The sequence below is a fragment of the Modestobacter sp. SSW1-42 genome, from assembly GCF_046635825.1.
Classification (GTDB): domain Bacteria; phylum Actinomycetota; class Actinomycetes; order Mycobacteriales; family Geodermatophilaceae; genus Modestobacter.
Genome location: NZ_JBISCA010000006.1, coordinates 1 through 15600 on the forward strand (window position 1 = coordinate 1; position 15600 = coordinate 15600).

Annotated in this window: 10 protein-coding genes; 5 read left to right on the plus strand and 5 right to left on the minus strand. The window is 75.4% G+C overall.

All coding sequences use genetic code 11. The annotated features are described in order from the left end of the window. Positions 1–1925 precede the first annotated feature (1925 nt). The 3 genes from ACGBYP_RS19295 (at position 1926) to ACGBYP_RS19305 (ending at position 4843) form a co-directional block, all read left to right on the plus strand. Positions 1926–2057 (plus strand): hypothetical protein, encoded by a 132-nt coding sequence (locus ACGBYP_RS19295; protein ID WP_411586764.1) that lies wholly within the window; start codon positions 1926–1928, stop codon positions 2055–2057. A gap of 167 nt (positions 2058–2224) precedes the next feature. Beyond that, positions 2225–3700, plus strand: a complete 1476-nt coding sequence (locus tag ACGBYP_RS19300; RefSeq protein ID WP_411586765.1) for a DUF222 domain-containing protein — start codon at positions 2225–2227, stop codon at positions 3698–3700. A 39-nt stretch (positions 3701–3739) separates the two neighbouring features. Continuing rightward, complete coding sequence (locus tag ACGBYP_RS19305) at positions 3740–4843, plus strand: radical SAM protein (protein WP_411586766.1); 1104 nt, start codon at positions 3740–3742, stop codon at positions 4841–4843. Positions 4844–4855: 12 nt separating this feature from the next. Here the strand turns inward: ACGBYP_RS19305 and ACGBYP_RS19310 are convergent, their stop codons facing one another. Both ACGBYP_RS19310 and ACGBYP_RS19315 read right to left on the minus strand, forming a co-directional pair. Further along, the gene (locus ACGBYP_RS19310) at positions 4856–6655 is read right to left on the minus strand and encodes a SpoIIE family protein phosphatase (RefSeq protein WP_411586767.1); all 1800 of its coding nucleotides are present in this window, start codon (positions 6653–6655) and stop codon (positions 4856–4858) included. Beyond that, entirely contained in the window at positions 6652–7503 is an 852-nt protein-coding gene (locus tag ACGBYP_RS19315; protein ID WP_411586768.1) for a PP2C family protein-serine/threonine phosphatase, read from the minus strand. Before ACGBYP_RS19315 ends, ACGBYP_RS19310 begins: the two co-directional genes overlap by 4 nt. Positions 7504–7683: 180 nt before the next feature. Here ACGBYP_RS19315 and yaaA point away from each other — a divergent pair, with 180 nt between their 5' ends. Continuing rightward, on the plus strand, positions 7684–8448 hold the full coding sequence (gene yaaA, locus ACGBYP_RS19320; protein ID WP_411586770.1) for a peroxide stress protein YaaA: 765 nt from the start codon (positions 7684–7686) through the stop codon (positions 8446–8448). 19 nt (positions 8449–8467) lie between these two features. On the opposite strand, the gene ACGBYP_RS19325 is transcribed toward yaaA, so the two are convergent. From ACGBYP_RS19325 to ACGBYP_RS19335, 3 genes are all read right to left on the minus strand, one after another. Continuing rightward, entirely contained in the window at positions 8468–8923 is a 456-nt protein-coding gene (locus ACGBYP_RS19325; protein WP_411586771.1) for a PGPGW domain-containing protein, read from the minus strand. Between the two features lie 143 nt (positions 8924–9066). Continuing rightward, positions 9067–14061: an NAD-glutamate dehydrogenase gene (locus tag ACGBYP_RS19330; protein ID WP_411586773.1), complete on the minus strand. Its 4995-nt coding sequence runs from the start codon at positions 14059–14061 to the stop codon at positions 9067–9069. A gap of 72 nt (positions 14062–14133) precedes the next feature. Continuing rightward, entirely contained in the window at positions 14134–14520 is a 387-nt protein-coding gene (locus ACGBYP_RS19335) for a phage holin family protein (protein WP_411586774.1), read from the minus strand. A 244-nt stretch (positions 14521–14764) separates the two neighbouring features. Between ACGBYP_RS19335 and ACGBYP_RS19340 the strand changes: the two genes are divergently transcribed. Then, positions 14765–15463, plus strand: a complete 699-nt coding sequence (locus tag ACGBYP_RS19340) for a TVP38/TMEM64 family protein (protein WP_411586775.1) — start codon at positions 14765–14767, stop codon at positions 15461–15463. The last annotated feature ends 137 nt before the right edge of the window (positions 15464–15600 follow it).

Below are 15600 nucleotides of genomic sequence, written 5' to 3' on the forward strand. Positions count from 1 at the left end.
CCTTCGAGGTGGTGCGGTGGTCAGAGACCGCCATCCTCGGAGGAGCCCCCGCCGTCTCGGCGGAGCTCCACGGGTGGGGACTTTCAGTGAGCAGGTCTGGGGACTTTCAGCTGAGCGCCGTCACGGGGCGCGAAGCGACGGTTCGCAGGTCATCCTCACTGCGACCGACGAACAGCTCGAGAAGCTGCTCGGCTACCTCGCCTCGGCGGCCGATCAAGAGACGAATCGGGGTCGACGGCTGCGTCTCGGCGCCGCCTACGACGAGCTCCGCAGTCCCTGCGCATTGCGGTGACGAGCGGCCACGTCAACGCGCCGGCCCCGGTGCTCGTGCCATACCCACAGCCGCGGTTTCCGGGGCGGACGACGGAAAGACGCTGGGCCGAAGCAACTGTCCACCACGTAATCCATCCGCGGGCCACCGCTCGGCCCCATGCGGTGGGACGTTTGGGAACCCGTGCACTGCCTGTCGCGTTACCTCGCCGTACACGGCGGTCGTGTGGTTTGGCCGCAGTGCCCTTCACTCGACGCGGGGACGTTCCGATGGCCGGTGGCGACAGCGACGAGGCCACCCGGCTTCTCGGGGCGGCTGCGTCGCTGCTCGAGGCGGTTGGCGCCGATCGCGACCGAGTACCTGGCAGGGTCGCGGCGGACTGTCGTCTGGCGGCCGACCTGCTGTGGCGGGCCGGAGGGCTGCCACAGCCTGCGGTCGTGCACGCCGCCGATCCAGGAGCGACAATCCGTGAGGCCATGACCGCATTGTCCAAGTTGAGCGATGCCCAGTTGTCCAGTGCGCCGACGATGACAGCTGTGCAGATTATTTTGCGCGTCTTTCTGCGCATCGGAAGGCCGCACTCGCCATAGTCGGATCGGGCAGGCGCCGCGAGGTCCAGACTGCCTGGCGACGGTACCGGCCGCGGTCTTGTCCTCGGGTGAGGCGGGGTAGTGCCTTAGTGTCGCACCCCTCCTCGATGCCGCTCGCTGCGTCGGCGCCTGGAAACTGCGGTTGAGCGGTATGTCCATTTGGGACATGTAGCCGGCTGCTGCACCCGAGCCGCCACGCGAAGTCGTCAGCAGCCGGTCCGTCACTCGCCCTTCCTCACGTTAGAGAACCATTCCAACGGTCATCAACACTCTCGTTTCAATCCGAACTCCGGGACAGTGCCGAGCAACTCAGTCGAGATGCACGAATCCACCTCCGCACGTCTCCCAATAGAACGGCACACCGCCTACGACCTGCGCCTACGGCCACCCGGGTCGAACGATCCGCGGGACATCAACATCGCAGAGGACGCGGCCACGGCCCTGGGCGAGCCGATGCTGCTCGACGTCGACGAAGAACGCTTATTTGCGGGGCGCGAAGCGACGGGGCACGGGTCATCCTCACAGCGACCGACGAGCAGCTCGAAAAGTTGCTCGGCTACCTCGCCTTGGAGACCCACTACGAAACGAACCGAGGTCGACGGCTACGTCTCGCCACCGCTGACGACGAATCCGCGGGCTCCGCGCATTCGGTTGATCCGAGCCGGACACGTTAACGCGCCGGCTCCGTTGCTCGGGCGGCATACCGCCGGCCATCTGACCCAAGCCGGCGGAGGAACATGCTGGGTCCAAAGGGACACCAAGCCAACCGACGAACCACCCAGTCCGATCAACGCGCCGGTCGTGGCACACACCGCAGCGTGCGACCGCACCGCCAGCCGCTCCCGCACAACCGGCCTGCTCCGGCTGCGGGCGGCGTTCATGACCCCGCTACCCTCCGGGGCACATCTGGGGCACAAGACCTCGCTATTGGCACTGAGGGGCACTGATTGACTGCAGTGTATTCGTCCAGGTCAGCGCGGCAATGCGGGCGAGTTCCCAGGTCCGTCGGCCCTGCGGAAACGTACTGGGACTACACGCAGCTGCGCTTCCCCCGCCGCGAGGGCATGCGGATCGACTTCGTGCTCGGCTCCCCCGCGCTCGCCCGGCGGGTGTCCGACGCCCGGATCGACCGCGAGGAGCGCAAGGGCAAGGGCGCCAGTGACCACGCCCCGGTGGTCGTCGAACTCGCCGACTGACCCCACCGGCCAGCCCTCCGCTCGCCCTCTCCGGTCGATCCGGACGACGTGCCGGGACGGTTCCGCGGAACCGTCCCGGCGTTCCCGTGCACCCTGCTCGGCTCTGCGCCACGCACCGGTTCGTGGGCCAGCCGGAACCGTCAGTGGGCACCCTTAGGGTCGAACACGTGTTCGAATCGACGCCCGCCGCCGCTGGTCCCGCCACCGCCACCGCACCGCCCGAGCCGCTCGACCAGCTCGCCGACCGCATCCTCGCCGGGGCGGTGCGGCTGGCAGCGGCGACGGCGGCCTGGCTGGTGCTGGTCGCCGAGTTCGACGAGCGGGAGGGCTGGGCAGGCGTCGGCGTCACCTCGTGCGCGCACTGGCTGGCCTGGCGGTGCGGGCTGACCCCGGGCACCGCCCGGCAGCACGTCCGGGTGGCCCGCGCGATGCGGCGGTTGCCGGCCGTGTCGGCGGCCTTCTCCGCCGGCGAGCTGTCCTACTCGAAGGTGCGGGCGATCACCCGGGTCGCCGAGCCCGGGACGGAGGCCGAACTGGTCGCGTTCGCCCGGCACGCCACCGCCTCCCAGGTCGAGCGCACGGTGCGCGCCTGGCGCCGGGCCGACGCTGTCACCGCCGGGCGGGTCGCCGACCGCCGTCGCTTCTCCTGGTGGACCGACGACGACGGCATGGTCTCCATCCAGGTGCGCATGGAGCCCGAGCAGGGCGCCGAGCTGCTGGCCGCGGTCGAGTCCCTGGCCGAGCGCGACGCCCGCCGTGAGCGAGCCGCCCGCCGCCGCGCCGCCGACACCGGGACGCCGGGACAGCCCGGCGAGGAGCCGGCCGCCGACGGCCCGCACGTCGAACCGCTGCCCGTCCTCACCGAACGGCGGTGCCGCGCCCTGACCCGGCTGGCCTCCGCGGCCGCCGAGGCCGACCGCCGGGCAGGTGACCCACCGCGCCGCGAGGTGGTCGTCGTCGTGGACGCGGCGGTCCTGGCCGACGACGAGGCGGCCGGCCGGGCCCATCTCGAGGGCGGACCGGCTCTCAGCCCGTCGCAGGCCCGCCGGCTGGCCTGCGACGCGTCGGTGACGGCGGTCGTCACCGACGGCGCCGAGGTGCTGGCGCAGGGCCGGGTCCGCCGGTACGCCACCGCTGCCCAGCGGCGCGCCCTGCTGGTGCGCGACGGCGGCTGTGCCCGCCCCGGCTGCGAGGAGACCCGGATCGAGCGGCTGCACGCCCACCACCTGCGGCACTGGCTGCACGGCGGCCGTACCGACGTGTCGAACCTGGTCCTGCTCTGCGACGTCGACCACGGGCTGGTGCACGATCACGACCTGGCGCTGAGCCGCCGGGGCGGCCGGCTGGTGGCCGTGGCCTCCGACGGGCACCGCCCCTGGGGTCCCTTCCCCGGCGACGCAGGCGCCGGGGAGGTCGCAGCCGGGGAGGTCGCTGCCGTGACCCCGCTGCGGTCCCGCGGAACCGCACCCGACCCACGGCACGACCCCCTGCACGACCCCCTGCACGACCCCCTGCACGACCTGGTCCCCGCCGGGAGCACCCTGCCCGCGGCCCTGCCCTCCGACGGTGAGCGGATGGACCTGCAGCACGCCGTCTGGGCACTCATCGCCCACCGCGACGTGGTGCGACGACGCGCCGCATGACCAGGAAGGAGGGCGCCGCCCGGGTCGTTGGGACCAGCGATGACCGCTGCCGTCGCCCCCGCCGTGCCCTCCCCCACCGCCACCCGCCTCTGGACGCCGTCCCGCGTCCTGGTCACCCGCTCCGCCGCCGAGCGCCCGCACGGCCGCCGCATCATCGACCGCCTCGAGGCCGCCGGGGTCTCCGACATCGAGCTGCTGCGCGGTGACCGGCTGCCCAACCTGCGCGGTGACGGCGACCGCGCGGCGTTCATGGCGGCCAAGCAGACCCTCGCCGTCGTCGTCCCGCCGGCGTCCAAGCGGGAGCTGCAGCCGATCCCGCCGTCCGCCGACTGGCGCTTCGACCTGGCCGAGGGCTGCCCCGCGCACTGCCAGTACTGCTACCTCGCCGGGTCGCTGTCCGGCCCGCCGATCACCCGCGTCTGGGCCGACCTCGACGAGGTGCTGACCGACCTGGACGCCTACGTCGGCCGTGGCGCCATCACCTCCGGCACGGCCGAGCGCGGCATGGAGGGGACGACGTTCGAGGCCTCCTGCTACACCGACCCGCTGGCGCTGGAGCACCTGACCGGCGGGCTGGCCACCGCGGTGTCGTACTTCGGCACGCACGACTGGCCCGGCCGGGTGCAGCTGCGGGCGACCACCAAGTTCGACGACGTCGCCGGGCTGCTCGACCTCCCGCACAACGGCCGCACCCGGCTGCGCTTCTCGGTCAACGCCGCCTCCGTGGACCGCCGCTTCGAGGGCGCGACCGCCAAGGTGCCCGCCCGGATCGCGGCGCTGTCGGCTGTGGCCGCCGCCGGCTACCCCGTGGGGCTCACCATCGCCCCGATCATGCCGGTCGAGGGCTGGCGCGAGGAGTACGGCCAGCTGCTCGACGACGTCGCCGCCGTCCTGCCCGCCGGCACCGACCTCACCGTCGAGTGCATCACCCACCGGTTCACGCCCAACAGCAAGGCGACGCTCACCGAGTGGTACCCGCGCACCAAGCTGGAGATGGACGAGGGGTCCCGCACCACCAAGCGCGGCAAGTTCGGTGCGGTGAAGCACGTCTACCCCAAGGACACGATGTCCGAGCTGCGCGGCTGGTTCACCGACGCGGTGGCCGACCGGCTGCCGGAGGCCCGGTTCCTCTACTGGACCTGAGCCGGTGGGCGGTCACTCCTCGGGCTGCGGGCGGATGGCGATGAGCGCGACGTCGTCCGCCGCGCCGGCCGCGGGCAGCAGGACGTCGACGAGCCGGTCGCACAGCGCCTCGACGTCCAGGTCGAGCGCCGCGGCGGCGCTCAGCGCACGGACGAGCTCCTCGAGGCCCCGGTCGAGGTCGCGCTCGCCGGCGCCGTCCTCGCCCTGCTCGATCAGCCCGTCGGTGTAGAGCAGCAGCGTCGCCCCGGGCTCGAGCAGCAGTTCGTGCTCCGGGCGCGCCCGGTCCGGCAGCACGCCCAGCGGCAGCCCCACCGGGTGGGTGAGCAGCTCGACGGTACCGTCGACGTGCAGCAGCAGCGGGGGCGGGTGCCCCGCCGAGGACCAGCGGACGACGCGGCTGCCGGTCCCGTCGGGGACGCGGCCCTCGATCCGGGCCACCAGCGCAGTGGCGAACACCGCCTGCTGGAGGGTCTCGCAGGCCGCGTCGACCGCGCTGAGGACGCCGGCCGACGAGCGGGCGGCGTCGTGGCCGGCCATCCGCAGCATCGTGCGCAGCTGGCCCATCGTGGCCGCGGCGTCGACGTCGTGGCCGGCGACGTCGCCGATGACCAGGCTGGTCGCGCCCGCCGCGTCGACGAAGGCGTCGTACCAGTCGCCGCCGACGAGCTGCGCCAGGCCCGCGGGCTGGTAGCGGGAGGCCAGCTGCAGGTGGTCGGGCTCGGGCAGCAGCGCGGGCAGCAGCGCCCGCTGCATCGTCTCGGACACGGTGCGCTCGCGCGCGTGCACCCGCGCGTTCTCGACCACCAGCGCGGCGCGGTCGGCCAGGGCGGTGACCAGGTCGCGGTCGGTGGCGCTGTAGGGCTGCGAGCCGCGCGTCCGGGCGATGGTCAGCACGGCCGCGACCCGGCCGCGGCTGCGCAGCGGCACCACGAGCGCGCTGGCCACCTCCAGCCGGTCGGCAGCGGCCCGCTGTGCACCGTTCAGCCCGGGGGCGTCCGCCACGTCGATCAGCTCGGCCCGCCCGGTGACGGCCACGTGCCCGGGGCCGGCGGTCTCCCCCACCCGGCGACCAGCCGCGCCGACCCACTCCTGCAGCAGCGGCAGCCGGGCCGGATCGGCGTGCCGGGCGGCGACCGGTGTCAGCCCGCCGTCCCGGTCCACCGTGCCGACGTGGGCGAGGTCGCCCAGGGCGGGCACGGCCAGAGTGGCGATCGCCTGCCACACCTCGGCGGGGTCGAGGCCGGCGGTGAGGAGCTCACCGATCCGGGCCAGGACGGCGGCCCGGTCGGCCTCCGCCCGCGCCAGCGCCCCGGCCCGCTCGGCCTGCAGGGTCGCCATCCGCAGCTCGACCTCGCGGGAGGCGATCGCCGCGAGGTCGGCCAGCAACGCCGCATCGGCCGCCGTCCAGGCGCGCACCTCGGTGTCGATGAGGCAGAAGCTGCCCAGCACCTGGCCGTCGGGGCTGAGCACCGGGTGCCCGGCCCAGGCGCGGACGCCCTGCTCGGCGATCGCGGGGTTGTGCCGGGTGCGCGCGTCCAGGCGCACGTCGGGCAGCAGCAGCGGGTCGCCGCCGAGCACGTGCTGGCAGAACGAGTCCTCCAGCGGGCCCTCGACCGGGCTGCCCGGCGGCAGCCCCTGCCGGCTCAGCCAGCAGGAGCGCGCGTCGTCGACGATGGTCAGCAGGACGATCGGGACGCCGGTGAGCCGTCGCGCGAGCTCGGTCAGCCGGTCGAACGAGACCGTGGACTCCGCGTCGAGCAGGTCGGTGGCGCGGACCGCGGCCAGCCGCCGCGGATCGTCGGCGGCCGTCACCGGGGGCGGTGCTGCACGAGGCCGACCGGCACCGGGCCGGGCCAGGCGGCCTCCAGCGCCTCCGCGGTCTCCTCGCGCAGCTCGGTGGCCGCGCCGACGGTGCAGATCCGCCGGGGACCGCCCTCCGCCGGGGCCTCGCGGACGTCGGCGACGACCACGGTGATGTTGTCGGTGGGCGGCCCGGCCAGCGCGGCGTCCCGCAGCCGGGCGGCGGTCTCGGCAGGGGTGCCGCCGGCGTCGAGCAGGTCGCACAGCACCTCGGGCGGGACGACGTCGGACAGGCCGTCGGAGCAGACCATCAGCCGGTCGCCGGGGCGGGCGTCGAGCCGGAGGACGTCGACCGCGGCCACGTCGTCGTAGGCGCCGTGCAGGGCCGCGTAGACGGCGGAGCGCTGCGGGTGCACCTTCGCCTCGGCCGGGGTGAGCGAGCCCGCGTCGATCAGCGCCTGCACCAGGGTGTGGTCGGTGCTGACCTGCGTCAGCCGGCCGTCGGACAGCAGGTAGCCGCGTGAGTCGCCGATGTGCAGCAGCGCCAGCCCCTGGGGGTCGACGAGCACCGCGGTCATCGTGGTCGCCATCGTGCGCAGCCGCGGGCGCTCGGTGTAGGCCGCCCGGATCCGCTCGTTCGCGCTGGCCACGACCCGCAGCGGGTCGTCGGCGCCGTCGCCGGTGCTGCCGGTGGCGAGCGGGGCGAGCCAGTTGGCGACCAGCGACGACGCCACGGCCCCGCCGACGTTGCCGCCGACCCCGTCGGCGATGGCGATGAGCAGCGGCCCGGCGATCGCGGAGTCCTGGTTGTCCGGCCGCGGGCCCCGGGTGGACACGGCCGCGCTGTCGAGCACGAGCACCGCCCCACCCCCTCGTCTCCGCCACGACCTGCGCGCACGGTGCGCGCAGGGATCGACGAACGGTAGATCACCGAGCCGGACGACGCCCCGAGCAGCGCCGCAGGAGGCTCCCGAACCACCGGCACGGCCCCCACCGGACCCTCGCACACCACCCGCGGCGGGCACGTACCGTCGGTCCCCGTGCTCGTGCTGCTGCCCCCCTCGGAGACCAAGCACCCCGGCGGGGACGGCGCCCCGCTGGACCTCGCCGCGCTGACCGCGCCGGAGCTGACCCCGGTGCGCGAACAGCTGGTGGCGGCGGTGGTCGCGCTGGCCGCCGACGTCCCCGCCGCCCGCGCGGCGCTGGGGCTCTCCCCCGCCCAGGACGAGGAGATCGCGCGCAACGCCGCGCTGCGCACCAGCCCGACCATGCCGGCGATCGAGCGGTACACCGGCGTCCTCTACGACGCCCTGGACGTGCGCTCGCTGACCCGCGGGCAGCGGGCCCGGGCCGCGCGCCGGCTGGCCGTGGGCTCCGCGCTGTTCGGCGTCGTGCGCGCCGAGGACGCCGTGCCGGCCTACCGGCTGTCGGCCGGGAGCGCGCTGCCCGGCCTGCCGACGCTCCGCGCGCTGTGGAAGCCGGTCCTCAGCGACGTGCTGGCCACCGGCGACGAGCTGGTGGTGGACCTGCGGTCGGGCGCCTACGCCGACCTCGCGCCGGTGCCGGGTGCGGTGACCGTGCAGGTGCTGAGCGAGCGGCCCGACGGCACGCGGGCGGTGGTCAGCCACTTCAACAAGGCGCACAAGGGGCGGCTGGCGCGGCTGCTGGCGACCACCACGGGCGAGCCGGACTCCGTGGTCCGGCTGCGGGCGCTGCTGCGCCGGGCGGGGTTGCACGTGGAACACCAGCGCGAGACCGAGCTGACCCTGGTCGTGCCCGCGGCCGCGGTGACCCGGCCGGCCTGAGCGGCCGGCCGGGACGCGGTCAGTCGCGGTTGCGGGGGACCGAGGCCCGGTAGGCGCCGCCGCTGCCCGGGGTGGCCGCGGGGCGGTGCGCCTTGGCCTCCTCGAGGGCCTCCTGCCGGCGCGCGTAGAAGATCGTGCCGATCAGGAACAGCCCGGACAGGATCAGGACCACGGCGGTGAACGCGTTGACGAAGGGCAGGTCGACCCCGGCCAGTGCGAGGACGCCCAGCGCGACGAGCACCAGCGCGGCGATCGCGGCGCCGGCGGCGCGCAGCGGGCTCTTGCCGACCTCCTCGATCCCCTGCTCGGCCTTGTCCTTGGCGTAGTCCAGGGGCTTCTGCGCCCAGGAGAAGCGGGTGGCCAGCACGGCGAGGCCGGCGGCGACGAGGACGAAGCCCGGCCCCGGGAGGACGAGCAGCCCGATGCCGGCGAGGGTCAGCAGGCCGCCGAGGACGGCGATCACGACGGTCTTCATCAGCCGGTTGTGCCCTACCGACCGCCCGCTCATGCCTGCTGCGGACCGGCGAGTGTCATGGCCCCCCCGACACGATGGCCCCATGACCGCACCGGAGGACCTCACCGACCGCGCCGGGCTGGACGAGCTGCTGCCCGGCGGGCCTAGCGGCGGCGGCGGAGGCCGCGCAGCGTCCGGACGGCGACGACGAGCTCGGCCAGCTCGTGCCGGTCGCCGCCGGCCACCTCGGCGAGCTGGGCCGCCGACCGCTGCTGGGTGACGTCCCAGGCGCCGGCCCAGCGCTGCACCAGCTCGGCGGCCACCGCCTCCTCGTCGTCGCCGGGGTGGGACTCGCGCAGCGCCAGGACGTCGGCGGTCAGCGCGGCCTGCTCGGCGGCCAGGTCGTCGCGCAGGCTCGCCCGGGCCATCGACGGCCAGCGGCGGTCCCGGGGCAGCGCGATGACCAGCTCGCGCAGCGGCACCAGCCCCAGCAGCTCGGCCAGGCACTGCGACACCTGGGCGGCCAGCGCGATCGGGGCACCGGTGTCCTCGACGACCACCGCGAGGTCCAGGGCGGTCGGCAGCAGCGGCGCGACGGCGACCTCGGCGGCCAGCTCCGGCGGCACCCCGGCCGCCCGCAGCTCGGCCGCCCGCTCGGCGTGGGCCTCGGCGTCGGCGCCCAGCAGCCAGCCCGACAACCCCGCGCACACCTCGGCGACGGGGGCGGCGAACCGCTCGACGACCGGGGCGAGGCTGCCCGCGGGCTCGGCGGTCAGCTCGGGGACCCGCAGCAGCCAGCGGGTGGCCCGCTCGGCCAGCCGGGTCGCCTCGGTGCGCAGCTGCACCTGGACGGCGGCCGGCACCCGGTTGTCGAGGTCGCGCGGGGAGTCCCACAGCCGGTCGACGTCGAACACCGCCCGGGCGACCGCGTGCGCCCGCACCACCGCCGCCGGCGGGGCGCCGGTCTCCTCAGCCAGCCGGAACAGCCCGGTGACCCCGGCGGTGTTGACCGTGCGGTTGGTCAGCGCGGTGGTGATGATCTCCCGGCGCAGCGGGTGGCTGGTCAGCGCCGTGGGGAACCGGCGGCGCAGCGGCTCGGGGAAGTAGTCGACCAGCAGGTGCTCGAGCGCCGGGTCGTCGGGCAGCCCGGAGTGCAGCACCGCGTCGGCGACCTCGATCTTGGCGTAGGCGAGCAGCACCGACAGCTCCGGGTTGCTCAGCGCCTGCCCGTCGCGGCGGCGCTCGGCCAGCGCCCGGTCGTCGGGCAGCGCCTCCACCTGGCGGTCCAGCCGGCCCGAGCGCTCCAGCGCCCGCAGGTACCGCTGGTGGGCGTCGAGCAGGCCGCGGGCCGCGGCGGACTCCCCGGCCAGGGTGGCGTTCTGCGCGTAGTTGTCGCCGAGCACGTCGCCGGCGACGTCGTCGGTCATCTCGCCCAGCAGCCGGGCGCGGCCGACCGGGTCCAGCCGGCCCTCGTCGGTCACCCGGTTCAGCGCGATCTTGATGTTCACCTCGTGGTCGGAGGTGTCGACGCCGGCGGAGTTGTCGATCGCGTCGGTGTTCACCCGGCCGCCGGCCAGCGCGTACTCGATCCGGCCGCGCTGGGTCAGCCCCAGGTTGCCGCCCTCGCCGACCACCCGCACCCGCAGCTGCGCGCCGTCGACCCGGACGGCGTCGTTGGCCTTGTCGCCGACGTCCAGCGCGCTCTCCGACGCCGCCTTCACGTAGGTGCCGATCCCGCCGTTGAACAGCAGGTCGACCGGGGCGAGCAGCACCGCGCGCACCAGCTCGGCCGGGCTGAGCGCGGTGACCGCGTCGTCGAGGCCGAGCGCGGCGCGCATCGGCTCGGACACCGGCACCGACTTCGCCGTCCGGGGCCAGACCCCGCCGCCAGGGCTGATCAGCCCGCGGTCGTAGTCGGCCCACGAGGACCGCGGCAGGGTGAACAGCCGCTGCCGCTCGGCGAAGGACGCCGCCGGGTCGGGCGTGGGGTCGACGAACACGTGCCGGTGGTCGAAGGCGGCCACCAGCTGCAGGTGCTCGCTGAGCAGCATGCCGTTGCCGAACACGTCGCCGGACATGTCGCCGATGCCGACGACCGTGACCTCCTGGCTCTGCACGTCGACGCCGAGCTCGCGGAAGTGCCGGGTGACCGACTCCCACGCGCCGCGGGCGGTGATGCCCATGGCCTTGTGGTCGTAGCCCACCGAGCCGCCCGAGGCGAACGCGTCGCCCAGCCAGAACCCGCGCTCCAGGGCCACGGAGTTGGCCAGGTCCGAGAAGGTCGCCGTGCCCTTGTCGGCGGCGACCACCAGGTAGGTGTCGTCGCCGTCGTGCCGCACCACCCGCTCGGGGGCCACGACCCGGCCCTCGACCAGGTTGTCGGTCAGCGACAGCAGCGCGCCGATGAACAGCCGGTAGCAGGCCTGCCCCTCGGCCAGCACCGCGTCGCGGTCGGCGCCCTCGCCGGGCCCGCGCAGGACGACGAAGCCGCCCTTCGCGCCGGTCGGCACGATCACGGTGTTCTTCACCGTCTGCGCCTTGACCAGGCCCAGCACCTCGGTGCGCAGGTCCTCGCGCCGGTCGCTCCAGCGCAGCCCGCCGCGGGCGACGGCGCCGAAGCGCAGGTGCACGCCCACCACCCGCGGCGAGCTCACCCACACCTCGCGGGCCGGCCGCGGCTCGGGCAGGTCGGGCAGCGCGTGCGGGTCGAGCTTGAGGGCCAGCGGGGCGGCGCCGGTGAGCACGTCGGCGGTGAACGCGGTGGTGCGCAGGGTCGCCTGCACCGCCGACAGCAGCGCGGTGAGCACCCGGTCGGCGTCCAGGCTCTCGACCTGGCCGATCGCCTCGGTGAGGGAGCCGACGAGCGCGGCGGTGCGCACGTCCCGGCCGGCGGCGAGGTCGGGGTGGAAGCGGGTCTCGAAGAGCGCGACCAGCCGGGCGACGACGCCGGGGTGCGCGGCCAGGACCCGCTCGACGTAGCCCGCGCCGAAGGGGAGTCCGCCCTGGCGCAGCCACTGCACGTAGGCGCGCAGCACCGCCACCTGCCGCCAGGTGAGCCCGGCCAGCAGCACCAGCGCGTTGAGGCCGTCGTCCTCGGCCCGGCCGGCCCAGACGGCGGCGACCGTGTCGGTGAACCGTTCGGGGAGCGTGCCGGCCAGCGGCACCTGCGCGGTGGGCGCGGCCAGGCCGAAGTCGTAGACCCAGGCCATCGGCGCGCCGATGCGGTCGATCTCGTAAGGCCGCTCGTCGACGACGTCGACGCCCATGTGCTGCAGCACCGGCAGGACGTCGGACAGCAGCAGCCGCTCGCCCACCCGGTAGACGGTCAGCCGGCGGTCGCCCTCGGCGGCGTCGGCAGGCGTCCACAGCCGCAGGTCCATCCCGCCGACGGCGAGCCGGTCGAGCCGGGCGAGGTCCTCGACGGCCACCCGGGCCGGGAAGTCCTCCTGGTAGGCGGCGGGGAAGGCGTCGGCGACGCGGGCGAGCAGCCGGGCGCCGTCCTCGCCGTGCCGCTCGGCGAGGGCGGCGGCGAGGTCGTCGGTCCAGCTGCGGGCCGCGGCCGACAGCGCTGCCTCCAGGGCCGGGACGTCGACCTCGGGCAGCGTCGCCCCACCCCGTCGGCTCACCGGCACCCGGACGACGAAGTGCAGCCGGGACAGCACCGACTCGCTGGACCGCACGGTGAACTCGACGTTCGTGCCGCCCAGGGTCTCCAGCAGCAGCCGCTGCATGGTCAGCCGCACCTGGGTCGTGTACCGGTCGCGCGGCAGGTAGACCAGGGCGGAGAAGAACCGGCCGAAGGGGTCGCGGCGCAGGAACAGCCGGGTCTGCCGGCGCTCCCGCAGGTGCAGCACGGCCAGCGCGACCGGCAGCAGCTCCTCGGTGTCGACCTGCAGCAGCTCGTCGCGCGGGTAGGTCTCCAGGACGTCGAGCAGCTCCTTGCCCGAGTGGCTGTCGGCGGGGACGCCGGAGCGTTCCAGCACCGCCTCCGCGGTGCGCCGCACGAGCGGGACGTCGCGGACGCTGCTGCTGTAGGCCTCCGTCGGGAACAGCCCCACGAGCAGGTGCTGCCGCGCCGGGCCGCCGGCGCCGGCCGGCAGGTCGACCACCACCAGGTCCAGCCAGGCCGGGCGCTGCACGGTCGAGCGGGCGTCACCCTTGGTCACCAGCACCCGGCGGGCGCTCGAGCCCAGCGCCGCCAGCGCCGCCGGGGCGACCGAGGTGGCACGCTGCGGCGAGCTGCGCAGCACCCCGAGCTCCGAGCCGGGGACGACGGTGACGCCGGGAGCGTCCGGGCCGCCGGTCAGCTCGACGGTGCGGGCGCCGAGGAACAGGAAGTTGCCCTCGGTCAGCCAGCGCAGCAGGGCCGCGGCCTCGACCGGGTCCTCCGCCGGGTGCGCGGCGCGGTGGCCGGCGTCCCCCGCGGCCGGCAGGGCCTCCAGGACGGCGGCGACCTCGCGGGTGCGCGCGACCAGGGCACCGGCGTCCAGGTGACTGCGCCGGACGTCGGACAGCACCGTCGCGAGCCCCTCGAGCAGGTCGCCGGCGGACTCCTCGTCGACCTGGCCGGACAGGACGACGGCCATCCAGGACTCGGCGAGCGCGTCGGCGCCGCACGCGCCGGCGTCCGCGCTGTCGCAGAAGGCGAGCAGCTGCCCGGCGGGGTCGCGGCGCACGACCACGACCGGGTGGACGACGTGCTCGGGGGCGATGCCCTGGCGGACCACCTCGGCGGTGACGGAGTCGACCAGGTGCGGCATGTCGTCGACGACCACCCGCAGCACGGCCGGGCCCTCGGCGGTGCGGTGCACGTCGAGCAGCGGTGTGCCGGCCGGCCGGCGGGCGGCCAGCCGGAGGTGGTCGACGGCCAGGACGGCGAGGTCGGCCGGGTCGTGCCCGACCACCTCGGCCGCGGGCTCGCCGGCGTAGAAGCGGTGCACCAGGGCCGCGGCGTCGGCCGGCCCGATGCCCGGGACGTCGTCGGGCTCCTCGCCGAGCAGCCCGCCGGCCGCGGCCGCGGCGAGGTCCAGCAGCCGGCGCTTGGCGTCCTGCGCGGCCTCCAGCGAGGCCATGTCCACCGGCCCGTCGGCGGTCACCGACGCGGCGGCGAGCAGGTCAGGAGCAGCGGACCGATCGGACTCCGTACCCAGGCCAGCCATGCTCACCGACGCTAGCCGCAGCCCCGCCGCGCTGCACGCACATCGGCGTGCCGCGCGGCGTCCCTGTCCGCGTCAGCCACGCACCTCCAGCGGCAGCAGCAGCTCGGCGATCCAGCTGCAGACGGCGATGAGGAACCCGCCCAGCAGCGCGGGCACGAAGCCGTCGACGGTGAGCCGGTCCGACAGCGCCGCGGTGATGCCCAGCAGCGCGGCGTTGACGACCAGCAGGAACAGCCCGAGGGTCAGCACCACGAAGGGCAGCGACAGCAACCGGAGCACCGGCCCGACGATCGAGTTGACCACGGCGAACAGCAGCGCGACCCACAGGTACGTGCCCGTGGCGCCGAAGGTGCCGTCCTCGTTGCCGAGGACGTCGATGCCGTCGACCAGCCGCGTGACCAGGTACATGATCACGGCCAGCACGACGACCCGGAGGGCGAACTTCCCGATCGTGTTCACGGCGGGCACGCTAGCGCCCGCACCCGCGCGGCGGCGCGCAGCGAACCGCCCGGCACGCCTGATGGGAACAACTCCCGCTGTCATCTGCTTGGAGAGGGTGCCGGTCCGGACAGACCCCCGGGCCCCACCCCTTCGTCGCCACGAGCGACCACGCGCCGAGAGGCGGCTGACGGACCGGCCATCGCGCGCCCCGTCGGGATCGGCTCCCGGCGGGGCGCTGCGCCGTCCGGGGCACACTGACCCGGTGGCTCCCGTCCCCACGGCCCCGGCGGCGCGGCGACTGCCCCGGGGGGCGGCGCTGCGGGCCGCGGCCCTGCTCGCCCTGCTGGCCGGCGGGGTCGTGCTGGCGGTGCTCGTCGACGTGCCGGACGTGGGCACGGTGCGCGCCTGGCTGGACCGGCGCGGCCCGGCCGGCTGGGTGCTGCTGCTCGCCGCCCTCTCCCTCGCCCCGCTGGCGCCGGTGCCGCGCACGGCCCTGTCGGTGCTGACCGGGGTGCTCGCCGGGTTCTGGGCCGGGCTGGCCCTGTCGGTGGCCAGCGGCGTGCTGGCCGCCCTGGCCGGCTTCGGCCTGGCCCGCTGGCTCGGCCGGGAGACGGTGACCCGGCTGGCCGGCCCGCGACTGGCCCGGGCCGACGCGCTGCTCACCCGCCGGGGGGCCGTCGCCGTCCTCGTGGGGCGGCTGCTGCCGGTCGCCCCGTTCACCCTGGTCAGCTACGCCGGCGGCCTGTCCGGCATGCGCTGCGGCCCCTACCTGCTCGGGTCGACGGCAGGGGTGGTCCCGGGGTCGGTGCTGCACGTGGGCATCGGGGCGACCCTCGGCGCCGCGGGAGGCGGCGGCGGTCTCCTGCTCAGCCTGGTCCCGGTCGGGCTGGTGCTGGCCGGGCTGGGGCTGGCCCGGTGGTGGCAGCTCCGCCGCCGCGGTGCTGCCCGGGCGCCCAGCTGACCGTTCTTCGAACACGTGTTCGAAATCCCTGCTACGGTGGACACGACGGCGAGAGGCGGTGCGACACCACCCTCTGACGTCGTCTGGGGCTGTCTAGCAAGGGAGCTAGAGAGCGTCAGACGGCGGTCGAGATGATG

Bases quoted from the DNA above. Each gene is read 5' to 3' on its own strand.
- ACGBYP_RS19295 (WP_411586764.1), top strand. From the start codon at position 1,926: ATGCGGATCGACTTCGTGCTCGGCTCCCCCGCGCTCGCCCGGCGGGTG.
- ACGBYP_RS19305 (WP_411586766.1), top strand. From the start codon at position 3,740: ATGACCGCTGCCGTCGCCCCCGCCGTGCCCTCCCCCACCGCCACCCGC.
- ACGBYP_RS19325 (WP_411586771.1), bottom strand. From the start codon at position 8,923: ATGAAGACCGTCGTGATCGCCGTCCTCGGCGGCCTGCTGACCCTCGCC.
- ACGBYP_RS19330 (WP_411586773.1), bottom strand. From the start codon at position 14,061: ATGGCTGGCCTGGGTACGGAGTCCGATCGGTCCGCTGCTCCTGACCTG.